Here is a 19,012-nt window from a genome sequence, read left to right as displayed (position 1 = left end):
GGGAGACGTTATGGACTATTTGCTGGGAATAGACGTTGGGACCAGCGGCGTCAAGGTCCTGCTTATAAACGCGAGCAGAGACGGCGAGGTTGCTGCAACGTCCGCAAAGACTTATCCTCTATATACCCCCAGACCGCTCTGGTCCGAGCAGGAGCCTGAAGATTGGTGGCAGGCGACCGCAGCCGGTATCAGAGAGGTGATTCAAGTCTCGGGAGTCGATCCGAGCCGGATCAAGGGCATAGGGCTCTCGGGCCAAATGCACGGTTCGGTATTTCTGGATGAGAACAACCAGGTTATTCGACCGGCGATCCTTTGGTGTGATCAACGGACCGAAACCGAGTGCGCATGGATAACTCAAACAGTCGGCGAGCGCAGGATCGTCGAGATGACGTGCAACCCCGTGCTGACCGGTTTCACCGCGAGTAAGATCATCTGGCTGCGCAACAACGAGCCTGAGTCATACGCTCGAGTCAGGAAAGTGCTCTTGCCGAAGGACTATATCAGGTTCAGGCTGACCGGCGAGTTCGCGACCGAAGTGTCGGACGCCAGCGGCACGGCGCTTTTTAATGTAGTAAAGCGCGATTGGGCGTACGAGTTGCTCGATGCCGTGGATATCCCACGGCAGTGGATGCCCAAGTGCTATGAGAGTGTAGAGGTCAGTGGACGCATCAGCGCCGAAGCGGCTTCGATTACAGGTCTCAAAGACGGCGCTCCGGTAGTCGGCGGTGGTGGAGATCAGGCTGCAGGCGCGGTCGGCAACGGCGTAGTCGAGCCGGGCATCATATCCAGCACAGTCGGCACTTCGGGTGTGGTCTTCGCGTTTGCCGAAAAACCTGTGGTCGATCCCAAACTCAGGCTCCATACATTTTGCCATGCCGTGCCAGGTAAGTGGCATGTGATGGGTGTAATGCTCTCCGCGGGCGGCAGCCTGAGGTGGTATCGCGACACCTTTGCCGACGCAGAGCAATCGGTCGCCAAAAGCCTTGACATCGATCCTTACGACATAATGTGCAATCAGGCGGCTCGTGTTTCTGTCGGCAGTGAGGGTCTGATTTTTCTGCCATATCTGACCGGTGAGCGCGCGCCATACGCCGACCCCAATGCGCGCGGGGTGTTTTTCGGTGCTACTTTGCGCAGCGACAGAGCGCACTTCGTGCGTTCAGTTCTGGAGGGGGTGTCATACGGCCTTAAGGACCTATTCGGCATTCTGGAGGATATGAGCGTTCCTATTACTCAGGTCAGAGCATCTGGAGGCGGAGCCAGAAGCAGTGTGTGGCGTCAGATACAGGCGGATATAACCGGCTACGATCACGTCACTATAAATATAGATGAAGGCCCGGCGCTGGGCGCTGCTCTGCTCGCAGGAGTCGGCACGGACATATACCCGAGCGTGGAAGATGCCTGCAAGTCGATTATCCAAGTTGTGGATACTACCAAATTCGATACCGACGCCAATAAAACTTACCGCGACTACTATAATGTCTACCGCTCCCTCTATGCGTCACTCAAAGACAGCTTTGAGGCAGTGTCGAACATAGTCAATAACAAAGATAAAGGAGGAGGCTGTATATGTTAGGCAATGCGCCTGAAGTCAAGCTGGCGATAGTGGGCGTCAGTAGAGATTGTTTTCCTATCGAGCTGACCCGCACCCGCCTTGGCAAGTTGTCCGATGCGCTGACAAAGATCGGCGTGCGGGCATATATCTGTAGCACTATGATCGAGAATGAAAACGACACCATGGCAGCGCTTGCGGAGGTATATGAATATGGCGCGAACGCTGCCGTGATCTATTTGGGCAACTTCGGTCCCGAGGCTCCGCTGTCGATCTTCGCGGAGCAGTTCAACGGTCCGGTCATGACCTGCGCGGCAGCCGAGGAGAGCAAAAATATGCTCATTGACGGCCGCGGTGACGCGTTTTGCGGCATGCTCAATGCTTCATACAGCTTTGGCATGAGGCACCTGCCGGTGCATATTCCGAAAATGCCGGTCGGTCTGGCGGATGACCTGGCTCCAAAGATCAAACACTTCGTAACGGTTGCGCGAGTAGTTCTGGGAGTGCTGGGCCTCAAGATATTCGGCTTTGGTCCAAGGCCGCAGGACTTCTTCGCATGCAATGCCCCCATCAAACCGCTCTACGACCTCGGCGTTGAAGTAATGGAAAACAGCGAGCTTGACCTGCTGCAGTTCTATAACCAAATTCCCGACACCGATCCCGAAATTATGCCTATTGCAGAGGACATGGCCGGAGAACTGGGTCAGGGCAACACCTATCCCGATCTGCTGCCCAAGATTGCCAAGTTCGAGCTTGCATTGATGAAGTTTTATCAAGACAACCTCGGCTCGCGTGAGTTTGGCGTATTTGCAAACAAGTGCTGGCCGGCATTTGAAAACGCATTCGGGTTTGTGCCGTGCTATGTAAACTCGCGGCTTTCCGCCAGAGGCATCCCCGTGGCATGCGAAGTAGACTTATATGGCGCGCTGAGTGAGTATATGTGTTATCTTGCAAGCGAAAGCCCGGCTACTCTTCTAGATATCAATAACACCGTCCCGCGTGATATGATCCAGGGCACCGACCTTATGGGCGCTTTGGCCGAGGATTTGTTTATGGGTTTCCACTGCGGCAACACACCGAGCTGCCAGATGCAGAGCTGTTTTATGAAATATCAGCTTATTATGAACAGACTTATCGAGCCCGACGCTCCCAGCCCCGATGTCACTCGCGGGACGCTTGAGGGCAGGATCAAACCCGGCCCGACTACTCTCTTCCGCCTGCAGGGCACCGCTGAGTGTTCACTAGAAAGCTATGTCTGCGAGGGCAATGTTCTGGATATCGACCCGATGAGCTTTGGCTCAATTGGTGTATTTGCTATCCCCGATTTCGCGCGTTTCTACCGGCATGTTCTTATCACTAAGCACTTCCCTCACCATGGGGCAGTTGCATTTGCTCATTGCGCGGGAGCGCTGTTCGACGCACTAAAGCTTTTAGGTGTGGAGGATATCAATACTCCTCTGCCTAAGATGATGATGTATCATGGTGAAAACCCATTTGATGCAGCATAGTTCGATTGATACGACAAAGGAGTAGTGTAACTTGAGTGAGAAGATTATGGTTCTGGTAATCACGCTGTTATTGGTCACTTTATGTTTGTGTGCGGCGCAGGCCGCGGAAAATTCAAAGAAACCGGGTCCGCAAATCTACGATCTTTCCCCGGATGATTTTGTGATTATGCCCTGGACATGGCTGCCTGGAGACGAGAAGGTCCTTAGCGATCTCAAAGACTGCGGATTCAACATGGCTGGCTTTGTTGCACCTGAGGATGTCCCCGTCGTAAAGAAGGTCGGCCTCAAGTGCATCGTCTATGACAAGAGAATGTCCAATCAGACCAGCGGTCTTTCAAAAGAGGAGATAGATCAGCGAGCCAAAGATGTGATTGCCCCGTTCAAAGGCAACTCCACTGTGCGCGGCTATTATCTCAGGGACGAGCCTACCGCTGACATGTTTGAGACACTTGCCAACTGGAGAAACGCCATTGCCAGAGAAGATCCCAAGGCCCTTGCGTATATCGATCTCTTCCCGATGGTAATAGGCAACTATGACCAGTACGTCGATAAGTACATCTCTATGGTTAAGCCGGAGTTTCTCTGCTACGATCACTACGCCCTATTCGATGACGGCACCGTGAGAGACACTCTCTACCAAAATCTGGAGATAATCCGCAAGAAGGCGATGCAGCAGAATATTCCTTACTGGAATATCATACTGAGCAATACTCATTTTAACTATGCCCTTCCTTCTCAGGCCGGTTTCTATATACAGGTGTACTCTTCACTTGCTTATGGTGTCCGCGGCCTAGGCTACTTTACCTATATCGCTCCCAGCCACGGCAACTTCCGTGATGCGCCGCTTGACCCGTTTCTCAACAAGACACCCACGTGGGATATGGTCAGGAACGTCAATTTGCAAGTGCATCAGTTGGCTCCCACATATCTTAAGCTCAAGAGTATAAACGTATTCCATTACCCGAATGTGCCGGAGGGCTGCTCAGGTATCGAGACAAGCAAATACATCAAAGAACTGCGTAACGGCAATTATCTGGTCGGCGAGTTCGAGAGCCCGGATGGTCGACCTTATGTAATGCTGGTCAACAAAGACATCCACAAGTCGGTCAATTTCAGCATTATATTCAAGTGGCCGGGCAAGGTTATGATGGTCAACCAATACACCGGCGCAGAGTTCCCCGCAGGCGGCGAAGCAGACTGGCTCGCTCCGGGTCAGGGAGTTCTGCTGAGCCTGATAAAACAAGACCAATAAGAAAGACAAACAATTTATTATCTACTAAGGTGGCGCATTCCAGGAGAATGCGCCACCTTTTTTACGCGGCAAGGATGACACGTAATAACAAAAAAACCCTGCCTATAGTCTAGACAGGGTCGCGTAATTCTGAAAAATGAAAAATGGCTGCCGGACAAGGGCTCGAACCTTGGACCTACTGATCCAGAGTCAGTCGCTCTTCCAACTGAGCTACCCGGCAGCGACAGTTTATAGTAGCATATGCCGCTTTGAACGTCAAGATATCAATGCAATTTCAATAAGCGTCAGGCTCAGTAATTTTGCTGCTTGGCAGGTCAGCTTTTCTTATAGACGACCTTGCCTGAAGCAATGGTCAGGTCAACCTCAAGGTCTTTATCAAGTATGACCAGATCGGCGTCACGGCCAACAGCAATCTCACCCTTGTTGAAGTTCAGCAGCTTGGCAGGAGAGGCTGAACAAAGCCGGGATGCGGTCGCCATATCTTTAGAAAAGAGCCGTATCGCATTTCTTAGCGAATCTATGGGCGTTAACGCACTGCCTGAGAGAGTCATGCCTTTGTCTATAAGCCGGACACCATTGTTCGGGCCGTCTACACGCGCGCGTCCCCAGCCGCCGGGTAAATCGAAAACACCAGGTTCAACACCGGCTCCGTAGTTGCTGTCGGTTACAAATATGGTTCGGTCTATTGACTTGCAGCGAATCGCTTTCTCGACCAGCATCGGATAGACGTGAGTCCCGTCACCTATGATCTCGCAGGCGACTCTGTCCTCAATTAACAAATAATCCACCAACCCGGCAGGATAAACCCCCGGCTCGATAAACTCGGGCATTACAAAAGTATCGAAAAGATGCGTGACCATCTTTGCGCCTGCATCGATTGCTTCCCTTGTCTGATCGATTGACGCGCGCGTATGAGCCAGGCTGCAAATGACACCTCTGCTCGAGAGATACTCTATCTCTTCAGCCGCTCCCGGCAGTTCGGGAGAAATATCCCAAATCTTAATGTGGCCGCCTCCCGCCTCAAGGAGCATATCAGTAAGCTCCCGGCTGATAGGCGCAAGGTCGCCTGAAGCGCCTCCTCCGGCCTGAAAAATATAAGGCGACTCCAACCGGAACCCGCCCACATTGGGGACAGCTTTCAGTTCGTCCGTTTCACTGCGAATACTGCGCATCCGCCCGACTGTTTCTTCGGGAGGGCCAAAGAATGTAGGCAGGAACGTAGCTGCTCCGTACTTTGCCTCCAGCTTGGCGAATTCAAATATCGATCCTGCTTTTGCCGCCTGCCACTCTATCCCGTGGGTATGGATATCCATAATCCCCGGCAGGACATATGCGCCCTTGGCATCGATAATCTCACCCGCAGTGTCATATTGACCTATGCCGGTGATCTTGCCGTCCTCTATAAGGAGATCGGTTGCCTGTAGTTTACCATCGGCAAGTAGAGCATTTGCGTTTTTGATAATCATTTTTTCGCCTTTGACCTGAATTCGAGATAGCACCGCGCTTCATCACAGTGAGAGGTATCATAGACTTGCTCGAAGCCGAGCGGCTCCAGCACTCGCTTATAGAGCACCTGACAATGGCCGCAGTAATTATCGTAAGGCTTTATGTGTTTGAGCTTGAGGAGCCTGCCCTTGGATGGGCAGTAGTGCATATCTATCGAGAAAACACCCTCTTCCTCATCAAGAGTCATAGTGAAATCGGCAGCCTCTTCATTCAGAGTGTGCGTCCAGTAGAGCCAGCATCCTCTAATCCCATGCTCGGTGGCCAGGTCTTTCAAGTTACCCAGGAAGTTATCCGACAGATAGTTCCAAAAATCGTTAACAGCCTGCTCGCCGCCTTTTTCGTGCAGAAACTTGAATAGTTCGCTGTAGGCGGGGATAAACTCGGTGCACGATATCATAGCGGCCTCCTTGCAAACCTCTGCACGCTCGCTCCGGTCTGATCGTCATATTCAAGCAGCTCGGCAGCAAACGGGGTGCCTTCACAGATGGCTTCATTTACAGTCCTGGTAGTTTCCACAAACAGCCGTGCCACTTGATAGCCGTGCGAGCGCATGTGAGTAACTGCCGGGCATGCTTTGACCTTCACGACCATCTCATCTTCAGAGAAAGTGATGTCGACCTCTCCGCCCTCAACTTTATATGTCTGCTCGATATGCTCCTTAAGAGCCGCAAGCCCGCGCTTACAAATTTCTTGCTTGAGGGGTGCATAGAATGAATTTGCAAACTGCTGCAAATAATCTCTTACGGCCTCTTCGCCGTATTGCCGGTCCAGATACTCTATACCATTGCTGAGCGCGCCGTGAAAGTCCTTGTGCAGGTAATCATTGTCGGCGGCCTTGCGCGTCATCGTCTCTTTTGCCATTGCTATCTCCAACTACATCAGCCGGTCGCGATATGAGTCAATGCACGCTCTGATAATCGCTTTTTGATCTTCAGGCAGGTTCTGCTGGCTCTCAATCCTCGACTTTGTTGACGATATGATCCCCATATACTGGAGCGCATATTTTTGACCAATGGTCCACCACTCAACATTTTCGCCGTACACCTTGTGGAAAATATCGACCAGAGTGAACTGCGCCTTTATTGCTCCATCAATATCATTTGCATCGACCAAGCGAGCGATCTCTTTTATAAGCTTGGTTGCAGTAGAAGCAAACCCTGCCACGGCACCGTCACAGCCCGCTATCAAGGCTTCGTCGATACCCCACTCTTCGCCTTCAAACAGATCGAAGTCGATGCTCTGCTTCAGGAAAAGCAGTTCTTTGCGTGTCCTGATCGAGCCTGACGAATTCTTAAGCCCCGCTACTTTCGGGTGAGCGAGGATGTCTTTGAACTGAGGAGTTGTAATCGTGACGCCGTTAAAACCCGGAATGTAGTAGAGATACATAGGTCGGTCGGCTTTATCGGCTATCTTGTGAACATAGCTCACCGGATCAGCGGGTCCTGCCCAGTTGCCCGGGAGCATCAGCACCCAGTGAGAGTGAGATAGGCTGCTCAGATTGTCCATGTTTCTGAAAATATTAGCAAGCCCCGTATCGGCTATGCCCAGGAGAACCTTTGCCTTATTGCCGATTGTATCGCATGCGCACTTTGCAAGCGCTTTTTTTTCGTCCGGTGTCAGCAGTGCCCATTCGCCCATGCTCCCAAGAACGAAAAAACCGTCACAGCCGTTAGCCAGGTTGAATTCATACAGTTTATGAGCGGACTCCATGTCCGGGCGTCCGTCATCATAGAATGGAGTAATAGCAGCGGAGATAATCTGTTTCATTTGAAATCCTTTGAGTTAGCTTTGTATCCAGGTCGAACAGTGTGCCCGAATAATATACCTTATACTACAGCATTCATTGTCTGATGTCGAGTATACAATCTGAAATTGCTTGCCATATTCGCTATAATAGTATCTATGAAAAGCATACAACTGTTGGCCCTTGCCGTTTTATTGGGGTCAATTCCTTTCAATCGTTTCATACCCGCAAAAGCTGCGCGAGGTCTGCTCGTTCCATCTCTGAATGTCATCAAGGGTTTTGTCCCAATGTACTTCGCCGCAGCAAGCCTGGATTCCTATTTCTTTATTGCTCTTGCAGGCATATTAGTAATGCTCAGCCACTCATTTCCATACTGGCTGATGTTCAAGTATAACGGCAGAGCCATTGCGGTTGCTTTAGGTGTGCTGTTTGGGGTGAATATTACTGCCGGGGTTTTTGTGCTGGCGATATATGTGATATCACTCTTGGCCTTCAATAGACTCTCGCTCGCTGCAATAATCGCAGGCATCAGCGCTCCTGTCACACTAAAAATTGTAGGAGCGCCGACAGCTTTCATCTGGTTCGGCCTGGCAGGGTGCGCTTATGTAATGATCTCTCACTACGGCAGTATTGCTCATTTGATAGACGGCACGGAACCGCGGTTTAGAACACGCGATTAATTACTCTACTTTAACGGCATCGCCTTTTTTTCTTGCCTCACTTGCCCATTGCTTGTGCCCAAGCGCATCACAAGCTTCGGCGAGGTCAAAGTAGCTCTCGCGCAGCAGTTCCAAAAGATCAAGTTTCTCCTGCTCGCTCATCATTCCGGCATATAGTGCGACATCGATCATCTGCCTGTTTGATTTCCAGCGCTCCAGCCTGTCTATTGCCTGAGTAAACTCATTTGCCGCAAGCGAGTAATTCTTTTCGGCCTTATATTTCTTGCCGCAGTATATATGAGCGCGCGCAAATGTCGTATCGACAAGCTCGGGAGCGCCTTTTAGCAGTTCATAATCGGTGTATTCGATATCCAACAATCTCGACAGTGTCCGCTCTCGGTCTTTTGTATCGCCGAACATGCCATAGGCTTCGGACATTTCATAGAGCGTATTTGTGGAGTGCGGGCTGCACATCAGCGCCATCTTAAAATACTTAATGGCAGTCTTTGGTCTGCCGTTTGCTTTCATTATCATTCCGCCGATCTGGTAAGTGGCCCCATCAGTCGGAGCAAGCGAGGCAGCCTTCTCAATCTGTTTTTTCGCAGCGGCCGGATCGCCGTTCATCGCCAGGAACTTAGCCAGTTCACGGTGATAGACGGGATCCAGCGGTGATATACGGCTGGCTGTTTCATAATTTCTGAAAGCTGTATGCAACGATTGAGACTCATCAAACTGATCCGGCGCTATATAGGCTGCCAGCCCGAACGAACCGCTCAGCAGTGCCATAACCACACAACCAGCGCATATTGTAATTTTTGCCCATCGCTTAGGGTTGTTAATTGCTCTCACGGCTCCCGACTGTGCCGCCAACACGCCCATCAGGACCCAGAACGGCAGAGCAATGCCTATGATGTACCAGTCGGAATCAGCCAGGTTTCTCACAACAGAGCCTGCCAGAGAGCCGTATATCGCGCAGTTCACCATCCTCCACCCGCTGAACGGCACGATATCGGACCAAGATATGTTCTGCGTCTGTGCCGGTTCCTTGACAGTGTATTCCGCATGCTCGGCCTGATGGTTTAAGATTCCCTTAATCGATTGATGAGCGACAGCGAAGACAATCAGCACAAATGCGATCATCGCTATCACGCCGCTTTCGGATGCCGTCTGCAAATAGGACTGGTGCGCGGCTTTTGTCGGCCCGGCTATGGTGTAGCGCGGATATGCGGTTGCAAAGACCCCGGGTCCGACCCCGAGCAGCGGGTGATCCTTAATCATCTTTACAGTGGCTTGCCATGTGCTGATACGGAACGAAGTCGAGTGCACCTGCGAACCGCCCGCCTCCGCTGCCGTTATTCGCGATTTTACCGGAGCGGAAAACGTGATCAGAAGAGGAGTCAATAACACGGCCAATACAAATAGTCTGGTAAACTTGGAGCGTCTGATCGACCTGGTGCCTATTGCAAGCAGGAAGAATATCAGCAGACCGCCTACCGCCGATACGATCCCGAACTTGGTTCCTGTCAGCATAAGCGCGATCGTCTCGACAATAAACGCCAGCCCTGTGAGGACTGCCAATACCGGTCGTTTGGCTACCAGATATACTCCCAGGGTAAGCGGCAGCGCAATGACTATAAACCCGGCGAAGTATCCGGGGTTTATAAATGAGCCAAAGAGCCGCATGTGATCTCCCGGGCTCATCAGCGCAGCCCAGAAATTCGCTCCACCGCCGGTCGATATCGCGTAATGCCTGATACCTGCGGCGCATATGCCGAGAGCCGAAACAACCACACCGGCAACCAGAGCCGCGGCGGCCTTGCTGTCAACTGCAAGTGAAGACGCGAGCACATACGCGCCCAGACAAGTCGATATCAAAAGAATTTGTCGCAGACTGGGGTATATTGCTTCGGTAAAAAGAGTGGAGATCAGGACAAGCGCAAGGAAGACAATCATCGGTATCGCGCCGGGAACTCGCACCCAACTTGTCCGGTTGCGCATGGACGTCAGGATATATGCGACAATCGCAGCCAAGACCAGAACCTCGATAGTCGCATAGTCAAACTCACCAAACCCGCCGCCTATGACAGGAGCAAGAATCAGTGCGGCCAGGAGCAGCGCAGTGCTTACCATGTGTGCCGTCCTTTGCATAATGTAGCTACTCTACTAGAATAAGGCTCAATACGTTCTATGTCAAGAATACGGTAACAGCTCACTTTCGATGAGTACGTTTTAAATGCGAGCGGCGAGCATGTTTGCGCAGGTGCTAATAGGGTCCTTGCCTTGCAGGTTCCAAGTGCCGAACAGACTCAGCAAAACCATACGAGTATCAGAACCTTTGGTCGACCTTGTTCCACCGCTGACTTTACGTGCAATAACAGCCGGACGCACAGCTCTCTCCGCTGCATTGTTGTCAGGGGGCACTCCATCGCAGTCGACAAAAGAAAACAGCTCCCCTAAGAAGGTTTCAATTCGCTTGGCAAGAACTCTTTGTGGTGCGCTCTTCGCGTCACGATATGGCGCAGCCAATTTCAGCATTCGCTCCTCAAACCATTGGCGTAAGCGACAGCGGTCAATTTGGGAATAGTTTCCTGCTGCGGCAGTTTTCGCCTCATCGTAAATTGACTTGATGGCTTCTGCCCAGCACTCGACAGATTCATTGCTTGCATGTTTCTCACGCAGTTTCTTGAGATCGCGCAAAAGATGCACCCAGCAGCGCTGCTTGACACCTTCGTATGCATTATAAGCACCGTAAAAATCACTTACAAGGACCCCGGCGAACTCGTCACCAAGCGTCTGTGTCACTATCGCACTTGCCCTCGATTGATCACGCAGTAGATAGCGAGCATTCTTTGTAGAAAAGCTCCATATATAACCGTTGACTCCGTCCTCGCGCCAACCGGTTTCATCAGCATTCACAACCGGAGAACCGCGTATCTCCCAAAGCAGATCGTTGTAGATCCCTTTGCCCATATCCGCTACCCTATGAAGCACCTCCGATATCTCTCCAAGCGAGATTCGCAGGCCATAGAGGCCGGCCAACATCCTCTGAATTGTCCGATGGGGCATGCGACAGTTCGTTGCCATATCGGCAATCAAGCTCATTAACCTTATTCCAAAACGGCTCTTGCCAACCGCCTCGCCGGATAGCTCCAGACTTGGAATCACCCGCTTGCCGCATACACCGCAATAGCGGGCAACAACCACATGATCGATGATCCGAACCGGAGCCTGAGGAATCTCTATCACTTGCCGACTGCTGTGAACCCAACCCCCGGAAAGCTTTTTACCGCAATCAGGACACACATCCAGAGAATGCTCGATTACCTCAGTTGCAACCTCTCGCTTGCGGGAAAAAGACTGCGTCCGCTTTTTGCGCTCCTGCTTCTGTGCTTCTCTACGCTGCTGACGGTTAGGCTTTACAAATGGTGCCGCACTGCTGCCGGACCCGTCGCCAGTAAGCATATTACGCAGCATCTCGACTTCGGCCTCCAATGCAGTAACCTGTTCTTTCAGCATCGCATTCTCAGCTGCTAATTCCTCATAACCAGGCTTGTCCATGCATACCGCTTAGACAATCACCCTCAAAGTACCTGCACAAATACAAGATTTTTTGCAAATACTCATCAAGACTGAGCTGTTACAGAATACGCGAAACTTGGCAATCGCGACAAGCGTTGCATTCAACAAATTTATGTCTATCCCAACAATATCAATCCGGACCCTATTGACATGTACATGCTATAGCGATAATATGCATGTGTGATTTGTGTGATTTTGCAAACATTGCATAAAGGAGTGATTTTGTGTCAAAGGAATGTCATTCATTAGAAGACCTCTTTTACGGCACCGCGACTGTCGGCGACCGTGGGCAAATTGTGATTCCAGCAGAGGCTCGAAAAGAGCTTGATATAAACCCTGGGGATAAGGTGCTGGTTGCTAAGCATCCGACTACCGATGTGCTGGCTATATTCAAGATCGGTGTTATGAGTGAAGTTTTTGGATCAATGCTTGAGAGCATAAAGCGTGTGGAATCACAGGCAGTCTCTGAAGATGAACATGAAACATTATGAGCAGATGGAACGTCAGTGATGTGATAGATAGCGTCAGGAGGAAAGGGATTTGAAGAAAATCATTGCGGCAATAGCCGTTCTGGCATTTTGTGCATCGGGTGTATTTGCGCAGGGGCAGGCCAAAACTCAGGCCCCTTCTCAAAATCCGGGTGGGGTATTGAAGGCGCCATGCCCGTCCGATCTGTCAAGCCCGATAACGCTAAATAAGGCGCTGGAGCTGGCTTTTCGATATAACCCAAACATCAAAATAGCAGTCGATCAACTGCAAAAGTCCAGGGGTGTTGTGGAAGAGTCAAGGGCAGCGTTCAATCCGCAGTTCAGCGCTCAGGGTAACTATTCAAGACAAAATGAGGTGAAGTCGAGCTTTAGTGGGCAGTCATTCCAACTGCAGAGGGCATCAAGCCTTAATGGGGCGCTCAATGCCGCACTTCCACTCGATATAAATAAGAAGCTGGGCTACACCAGGGATATTGCCAAGTATCAGTTTGAAATCCGGTATCTGAGCCTGCTGACAACTTCCGAGGACCTTATACTAAGCGTCAAAACGGCTTACTATGACTTGCTGCGCGCATGCGGCCAGCAGGATGTTGCACAGGCCGCCGTAGACGTGGCTCAGACACGTTTGAACAACACTCAGGCAATGTTTGAAGCCGGCACTGTGGCCAAGTTTGATCTTACAACTGCTCAAACCGATCTTGCCAACTTGAACCAGCAACTTATCCAGGCGAAAAACCGGGTGCTGGTCGCCCAGGCTGCTTTGAACCGCGTGATGGGTGTGGATGTAAACATTCCCACACAGGTAATCAAAGAAGTACCGGCAATTCAGGGTGTTCCGGTTGATGTGCCCGCCGCCATCCAGACAGCCTATCTGGAACGTCCGGAGGTGCAGGCGCAAGAGGATGTGGTCAAGCTCAGCGAGAAAGGTGTAAAGCTTCAACGCTCATCATATTTTCCGACACTCTCCCTTTCGGCGTTGTATGGATATACCTTTGCCACAAGCGGTCTGAATACGGCCAATTCCAACTATCAGGGTATGCTCACACTGAGTATCCCAGTCTGGAACGGCGGCATCACCAGAGCGCGAGTTGAGCAGGCTCAGGCTGACGTTGAAAATGCCAAAGATACCCTAAATCAATTGCAGCTCGGCGTTTCGCTTGATGTGCGCACTGCAGCTCTGAGTTTGGAAGAGGCTGCGAAGCGAGTAGCGACTACCCAACAAAACGTCGATCTCGCCGAGGAGGCCCTGAGGCTGGCTAACGTTCGGTATGCTGCGGGGATTGCAATCCTGGTCGAGGTAACTAATGCAGAAAGTCAGCTTACACAGGCAAGGTTTAATAACGTCAACGCTCAGTATGACTATGCCACGGCGCAGGCGCAACTGCAGAGAGCCACTTCCTGCATACCCGAACTGGCGAATCTGGCGCTGCTTAATCCTGTAGAGACCAAACCATAGGCTTTACAGAGTGCTTTCCATTTCAAAATTTAATATCCAGGGGGTCTGGTAGTGAAAAAGATAGTAACTATAGCAATATTAATACTGTTGATATTTGGAGGACTGGGTCTGGCGATGAAGATGCGCGCGCATAAGGCTCCGCCGCCCACAACTCAGCAGATATGGAACAAAGAAGGCGTTCCGGTAAGTACCGACCAAACAAGCATGGGAAACATGCAGCAGACGGTGGAGGTTACCGGAGACATAAACGCTCTTGATCAGGTCGTGCTCTCTGCAAAGATTTCGGGCAGAGTGGCCGCCGTATACGCCAGAGAAGGCGACCCCGTAACTCCCGGCATGATAGTAGCGAAGCTGGATCAGGATGATGCTATGAGCAACCTGCAGGCGGCCCAGGCTGCATTGGAATCAGCGATTTCGCGCCTGTCCCAAGCCAAAACTAATGCCAAGGTCACCAAGATCCAGACTGATGCCGCCATCGAACAGGCTCAGTCTTCTCTGGAAGCTGCGAAAGCGCGATTGGCTGTCGCCAAGACTCCGCAGCGCTCCCAGGAGAGAATGGTCGCGGAGAACCAGGTTGCCTCCGCGAAGGCTAACCTTGACAACAAGAAGGCCGACTTCGGACGCTACAAGCAGCTTCTCGACAAGGGCGCGATATCTCAGGCTGAGTATGACGTGGCCGAGACTTCCTATAAAGTCGCTCAGGCAAACTATAAGTCAGCCGTTGAACAGCTTTCCTTGATAAAAGAAGGCGGACGCACTGAGGATGTCCAGGCGGCTCAGTCAAACGTAAACGTCGCTCGCGAGCAGCTTCGTTCGGCAAAAGCAAACGCCTCTCAAAATTTGTTGAGGCAAGAGGACATCAAATCCGCCAAGGCTTCCGTGCAGCAGGCTAAAGCCTCGCTGGCTCTGGCAAAGCAGCAGCTTTCCTATACATACATAAAATCGCCGATAGCCGGTCAACTTGCCTCCCGCACCACTGAGCCCGGCCAGGTCGTAAGCGCCGGACAGGCTCTCGCCAGTGTGGTCGATCTATCGACTCTCTACTTTAAGGGAGAGATATCCGAGAAGCAGTTCGACAGTGTCCGCAAAGGCCAGAAAGTCGATGTGTCGATTGACGCGCTGCCTGGGAAAGCAATATTCGGGAGCGTCATCGACATCTATCCGTCCGGCTCCACCTTAAGCAGGAACTTCCCGGTGCGCATTCGTATAAACGAGGGCAAAGACACTCGTCCGGGAATGTTTGCACGCGGAAATATCGTGACCGGAATGTCGCGCAACGTGCTCCTGATTCCAAAGGATGCAATTGATGAGAGAAAGGGCACGCAGTCGGTATTTACCGTCGGTCCAGACAAGAAAGTCAAACGACATGTAGTCAATGTCATTTTTGAGGATGCGACCATGGCGCAGGTGCAGACACCTACGGATATCAAGATCGGCGATGTTGTTGTCACTTCGGGCCGCCAGAACCTGCAGGACGGCGCAAAGGTCAGGGTCGAGGATCACGACTAAGTAAATACGTCGAGCAACTTGTATTTATACCTCCAGGTATCCCTACCTGGAGGTGAAGCTTACGCATACAAGTCATCTACCGTGAATTACTTAGTTGCAACGATGAATACTTTCGCGTTTGGGCGCTGCCCGGCGCAATGTGCATAGAGTGTATGGGGAAATATTAGATTATGTGGCTAACCAATGTATCCATACGGCGGCCTATATTCATAACAATGTTCGTGTTGGCGTTGATCGTACTGGGCATTCAGTCCCGGTCGCGTATGCCGCAGGAATATAATCCGAAGGTCGATATTCCGTATATTACAATAACTACGGTCTACACCGGCGCAGGTCCCAACGAGATCGAAACTCTCGTCACCGAGCCTGTGGAAAAGGCTGTTACATCAACCGGTAACCTTAAAAACATCACATCCACATCTCAGGACGGTGTGTCCTCCGTAGTTATGGAATTCGAGATGGGGACGGACCTTGAGGCGGCAGCGGCTGATGTCAGGGACAAAGTCTCAGCGATCAGAAACAACCTGCCGGATGATGCCGATGACCCCAAGGTCGTCAAACTCGATATTTCTTCAAGTCCTATCATGATTATAGGGCTTGAAGGAAATCTTCCGTCAAAAGAGATGCGCATCCTGGCTGATGACGTCGTTTCAGACAAACTGGCCAAGGTCGGCGGCGTAGCGTCGGTCAGCGTGCATGGCGGCGATCAGCGTGAGGTCTCGGTTGCCGTCAACAAAGACAGATTGGACGCATACGGCATTGGCATAGGCAAGATAGTCGAAGCGTTGAAGGGCGCCAATCTCAATGTGCCTGCAGGTTCGATCAAGGAGGGTTCGAGAGACTACTCCGTCAGAACCGTCGGTGAATATACGAGCGCCAAAGAGATAGAGAATACCCGTATTTATGTGGCGGCTTCGAACGGCAATCCGGCAATGACTATCCGGGTCGGCGATATCGCCGATGTCAAAGATACCGTAGCTGAACCGGACAGAGTAATCAGGCTCAACGGCAAACCTACGGTCATCTTTGCGATTCAGAAGCAGTCCGATGCAAACACGGTCGATGTGGCCGACGGCATCAAAAGAGAGCTTGCTGATCTGCAGCCTCAACTGCCTACGGGTGTGCATCCTGTTATAGCCATAGACCAGTCAACATTCGTCAAGGATGCTCTTCATGATGTAAATAAGAGCCTTCTGGAAGGTATATTGCTGGTCGTTATCATCGTCTTCCTGTTCCTGCACACAGCCAGGGCGACATTTATCGTAGCTATTGCGATCCCGACGTCCATCATGGCGACGTATATCCCTGTCAGCGCATTCGGGTTCACGCAGAACCAGATGGTTATGCTGGCGCTCTCGCTGGTTGTAGGAATCCTGGTCGACGACTCGATTGTTATTTTGGAAAACATAGAGCGTCACCTGCGTATGCGTGAGAATCCTGAGGCAGCGGCGCTCAACGGACGTTCTGAGATCGGGGCGGCGGCTGTCGCCATCACCATGGTCGATATAGTCGTCTTCCTGCCCATAGCGTTTATGGGCGGCATTGTCGGCCAGTTCTTCAGACAGTTTGGTGTCACGGTCGCGGTCGCCACGGCGTTCTCGTTGTTTATGTCATTTACTCTAACGCCTATGCTTGCTTCAAGGTGGATGAAGAGCGAGATGGACAAGGAGCGAGATGAAGAAGCCATACTCCGCCGCATGCAGCATGGCAGCGGATCTTTCAAGGACAAGCTCGATGTTATGGCCGGCAAGCTCTTTGATATTCTTGAGCGGTTCCTTAAGAGCCTGGACAATAAATATCTGGGCATCCTTGAGTGGGCTTTGCATAACCGGTTCCTGACGATTGTAATTGGTTTTGTTTCTCTGCTTGTGGTTTTCTCGATGGTTATGCCGCTTCCAAAAATCGGCGCAAGTCCTGCGGCCATGAAAGCGATGGCCCCGAGGATCATAATTGCATTGATCGCGCTGGGTCTGGCGGCATTCGCCGCAGGCATAGACCGCAGGAGCAAGACCATCGCTATAGGTTTCGGCATTGTAATGGCGGCTATCGCGCTGACGATATACCTGCCGTTCGGATTTGGCTTCTTCCCTAATGTCGACCAGGGCCAGTTCAGCGTCACCGTAAGGACAGCCCCAGGCACTTCGCTTGTCGCTACCGATAAGGTAATCCGGCGAGTGGAGAAGATTCTGGACGATCTGCCTGAGATGAAGCCGGTTCACTATAAAGTGTCTGATTCGGTTTGGTATAAGCCGAAAACATGGTTTAAGCATCATACCGAGACTCAGAAAGGTTTCTATTTCGCGGCATCCGGGACCAGCAGTTCCGGTGGTTCGGGGAGTGGCGACACCGGGCCTCAATACGGGTTTGTTTCGGGCAAGGTGGTCGATAAGAACCTTCGCTCTCGCTCTCTTGCTGCAATAGTTCAAGATATCAACCGGAAAGCTGCGGATATACCTGGAGCCGAACTGATCAGCGCTTCAACGTCATCAGGGACGTCCGGCCCAACTAATAACATCCAGAAAGAAGTCCAGGGCCAGTATATGGATGACATATTCAAAGAGGCCAACCGCGTGGCTGCAGTCATGCAAAAAGTGCCGGGTGCGGTGGATGTCGATGTGTCGTATAAGCCCATCATGCCTGAGCGCCGTATCATTGTCGACAAACTCAAGGCGTCGAAGCTTGGAATGAGCGTGTCGGATATTGCAATAGCTGCAAGGACCGCTATCGACGGCAACGATGACGTCAAGCTCAGAGACTCCGGCACTGAGTATCCTGTCCGCGTGCACTATGTCCAGTCTGAGCGCAACAAGACATCCGATGTCGACAATTTGATAGTAGGAACAAAGGACAATGCGCCGATCTATCTGCGTGATGTCGCCGACGTCAAATATGACTATGCCCCGACAAAGATCACGCGCAAAAACAGGCAGAGGGTCATATACGTGACCGCAAACCTTGCGCAGGGTGCCGAAATGGGTAATCTCAATCAGGCCATTGACAAGGCTCTGAAAAAGACTCCCACCATCCCGGGCACAACAATCGGCACCGGCGGTTCCACCAAGATGATGACCGAAAGCTTCGGATATATGATCTCAGCTCTTATGCTGGCTGTAGTGCTGGTCTATATGTTGATGGGTGCGCTTTTCGAGTCGTTCCTGACGCCGTTTGTCATTATGTTCAGTCTGCCGATGGCTTTGATTGGAGCGCTGTTGGCCCTGCTGCTCACGGGTAAATCGATGAGCATTGTAGCTATGATCGGCATGATCATGCTGATTGGTCTGGTCACCAAAAACGCGATCCTGCTCATTGACTATACCAATACTCTGCGCAGCCGTGGAAAGAACAGGCATGAGGCGCTTCTGGAGGCGGGCCCGACCAGGCTCCGACCTATCTTGATGACCACTCTGGCTATGATCGGCGGTATGACACCGACAGCTCTGGCCTTAAGTCAAGGCTCGGAGACCCGTTCTCCAATGGCGATAGCTGTTATCGGCGGTCTGATTGTATCGACAATGCTAACGCTTATCGTCATACCTGTCGTCTACACAGTGGTCGACGACTCATGGCAGGGTCTTCTCAGAAGGTTCGCGCCGAAGTCATATAAAAAAGAACATGCGGCTGATACCGGCGATCTCGATCTGGAGCCTGTCGGAGTCGGCAGCGACGAGCAGTAATCTGCAGACCAAATGCAATATGGCCCGGTTTTTTGATCCCGGGCCATACCTTGACCGTCATCGTGCGATGTGTTAAACTTCACCT

14 protein-coding genes and 1 tRNA gene are annotated in these 19,012 nt (G+C 51.5%); 8 read left to right on the top strand and 7 right to left on the bottom strand.

The features are described from left to right. The first annotated feature begins 10 nt into the window (after positions 1 to 10). From xylB to ABFD83_15215, 3 genes are read left to right on the top strand one after another with little or no spacing between them, the layout of a single operon-like run. On the top strand, positions 11 to 1,576 hold the full coding sequence (gene xylB / locus ABFD83_15225; GenBank protein ID MEN6358423.1) for a xylulokinase: 1,566 nt from the start codon (positions 11 to 13) through the stop codon (positions 1,574 to 1,576). Further along, the gene (locus ABFD83_15220) at positions 1,570 to 3,060 is read left to right on the top strand and encodes a fucose isomerase (protein ID MEN6358422.1); all 1,491 of its coding nucleotides are present in this window, start codon (positions 1,570 to 1,572) and stop codon (positions 3,058 to 3,060) included. Before xylB ends, ABFD83_15220 begins: the two co-directional genes overlap by 7 nt. A gap of 31 nt (positions 3,061 to 3,091) precedes the next feature. After that, entirely contained in the window at positions 3,092 to 4,312 is a 1,221-nt protein-coding gene (locus ABFD83_15215) for a hypothetical protein (protein ID MEN6358421.1), read from the top strand. 144 nt (positions 4,313 to 4,456) lie between these two features. Here the strand turns inward: ABFD83_15215 and ABFD83_15210 are convergent. From ABFD83_15210 to ABFD83_15190, 5 genes are all read right to left on the bottom strand, one after another. Further along, positions 4,457 to 4,532: transfer RNA gene (locus tag ABFD83_15210), tRNA-Gln, on the bottom strand. A 94-nt stretch (positions 4,533 to 4,626) separates the two neighbouring features. Beyond that, complete coding sequence (locus tag ABFD83_15205; protein MEN6358420.1) at positions 4,627 to 5,778, bottom strand: amidohydrolase family protein; 1,152 nt, start codon at positions 5,776 to 5,778, stop codon at positions 4,627 to 4,629. Beyond that, the gene (locus ABFD83_15200; protein MEN6358419.1) at positions 5,775 to 6,215 is read right to left on the bottom strand and encodes a hypothetical protein; all 441 of its coding nucleotides are present in this window, start codon (positions 6,213 to 6,215) and stop codon (positions 5,775 to 5,777) included. The genes ABFD83_15205 and ABFD83_15200 overlap by 4 nt, the downstream gene beginning before the upstream one ends. Further along, positions 6,212 to 6,679 carry a hypothetical protein gene (locus tag ABFD83_15195; protein MEN6358418.1) on the bottom strand — a complete coding sequence of 156 codons (468 nt, stop codon included), beginning with the start codon at positions 6,677 to 6,679 and terminating at the stop codon, positions 6,212 to 6,214. The genes ABFD83_15200 and ABFD83_15195 overlap by 4 nt, the downstream gene beginning before the upstream one ends. Positions 6,680 to 6,691: 12 nt before the next feature. Next, the gene (locus tag ABFD83_15190; GenBank protein ID MEN6358417.1) at positions 6,692 to 7,585 is read right to left on the bottom strand and encodes a dihydrodipicolinate synthase family protein; all 894 of its coding nucleotides are present in this window, start codon (positions 7,583 to 7,585) and stop codon (positions 6,692 to 6,694) included. Between the two features lie 135 nt (positions 7,586 to 7,720). Here ABFD83_15190 and ABFD83_15185 point away from each other — a divergent pair, with 135 nt between their 5' ends. Continuing rightward, positions 7,721 to 8,242 carry a glycerol-3-phosphate acyltransferase gene (locus ABFD83_15185; GenBank protein MEN6358416.1) on the top strand — a complete coding sequence of 174 codons (522 nt, stop codon included), beginning with the start codon at positions 7,721 to 7,723 and terminating at the stop codon, positions 8,240 to 8,242. On the opposite strand, the gene ABFD83_15180 is transcribed toward ABFD83_15185, so the two are convergent. Continuing rightward, positions 8,243 to 10,369 (bottom strand): O-antigen ligase family protein, encoded by a 2,127-nt coding sequence (locus ABFD83_15180; GenBank protein MEN6358415.1) that lies wholly within the window; start codon positions 10,367 to 10,369, stop codon positions 8,243 to 8,245. Between the two features lie 81 nt (positions 10,370 to 10,450). Continuing rightward, positions 10,451 to 11,737, bottom strand: a complete 1,287-nt coding sequence (locus ABFD83_15175) for an IS66 family transposase (GenBank protein ID MEN6358414.1) — start codon at positions 11,735 to 11,737, stop codon at positions 10,451 to 10,453. Between the two features lie 287 nt (positions 11,738 to 12,024). Between ABFD83_15175 and ABFD83_15170 the strand changes: the two genes are divergently transcribed. From ABFD83_15170 to ABFD83_15155, 4 genes are all read left to right on the top strand, one after another. Next, on the top strand, positions 12,025 to 12,291 hold the full coding sequence (locus ABFD83_15170) for an AbrB/MazE/SpoVT family DNA-binding domain-containing protein (GenBank protein ID MEN6358413.1): 267 nt from the start codon (positions 12,025 to 12,027) through the stop codon (positions 12,289 to 12,291). A gap of 49 nt (positions 12,292 to 12,340) precedes the next feature. Continuing rightward, positions 12,341 to 13,744, top strand: coding sequence for a TolC family protein (locus ABFD83_15165; GenBank protein MEN6358412.1), 1,404 nt, complete (start codon positions 12,341 to 12,343; stop codon positions 13,742 to 13,744). 51 nt (positions 13,745 to 13,795) lie between these two features. Further along, complete coding sequence (locus ABFD83_15160) at positions 13,796 to 15,253, top strand: efflux RND transporter periplasmic adaptor subunit (GenBank protein MEN6358411.1); 1,458 nt, start codon at positions 13,796 to 13,798, stop codon at positions 15,251 to 15,253. A 170-nt stretch (positions 15,254 to 15,423) separates the two neighbouring features. Next, on the top strand, positions 15,424 to 18,927 hold the full coding sequence (locus tag ABFD83_15155; protein ID MEN6358410.1) for an efflux RND transporter permease subunit: 3,504 nt from the start codon (positions 15,424 to 15,426) through the stop codon (positions 18,925 to 18,927). Positions 18,928 to 19,012: the final 85 nt, after the last annotated feature.

The organism is Armatimonadota bacterium, from assembly GCA_039679645.1.
Taxonomy (GTDB): domain Bacteria; phylum Armatimonadota; class UBA5829; order UBA5829; family UBA5829; genus UBA5829.
This window is presented reverse-complemented; position numbering and strand designations above follow the sequence as displayed.

Coding starts and splice junctions, on each gene's coding strand:
- xylB (MEN6358423.1), top strand. CDS start 11: ATGGACTATTTGCTGGGAATAGACGTTGGGACCAGCGGCGTCAAGGTC.
- ABFD83_15220 (MEN6358422.1), top strand. CDS start 1,570: ATGTTAGGCAATGCGCCTGAAGTCAAGCTGGCGATAGTGGGCGTCAGT.
- ABFD83_15205 (MEN6358420.1), bottom strand. CDS start 5,778: ATGATTATCAAAAACGCAAATGCTCTACTTGCCGATGGTAAACTACAG.
- ABFD83_15200 (MEN6358419.1), bottom strand. CDS start 6,215: ATGATATCGTGCACCGAGTTTATCCCCGCCTACAGCGAACTATTCAAG.
- ABFD83_15195 (MEN6358418.1), bottom strand. CDS start 6,679: ATGGCAAAAGAGACGATGACGCGCAAGGCCGCCGACAATGATTACCTG.
- ABFD83_15190 (MEN6358417.1), bottom strand. CDS start 7,585: ATGAAACAGATTATCTCCGCTGCTATTACTCCATTCTATGATGACGGA.
- ABFD83_15185 (MEN6358416.1), top strand. CDS start 7,721: ATGAAAAGCATACAACTGTTGGCCCTTGCCGTTTTATTGGGGTCAATT.
- ABFD83_15180 (MEN6358415.1), bottom strand. CDS start 10,369: ATGCAAAGGACGGCACACATGGTAAGCACTGCGCTGCTCCTGGCCGCA.
- ABFD83_15175 (MEN6358414.1), bottom strand. CDS start 11,737: ATGCTGAAAGAACAGGTTACTGCATTGGAGGCCGAAGTCGAGATGCTG.
- ABFD83_15155 (MEN6358410.1), top strand. CDS start 15,424: ATGTGGCTAACCAATGTATCCATACGGCGGCCTATATTCATAACAATG.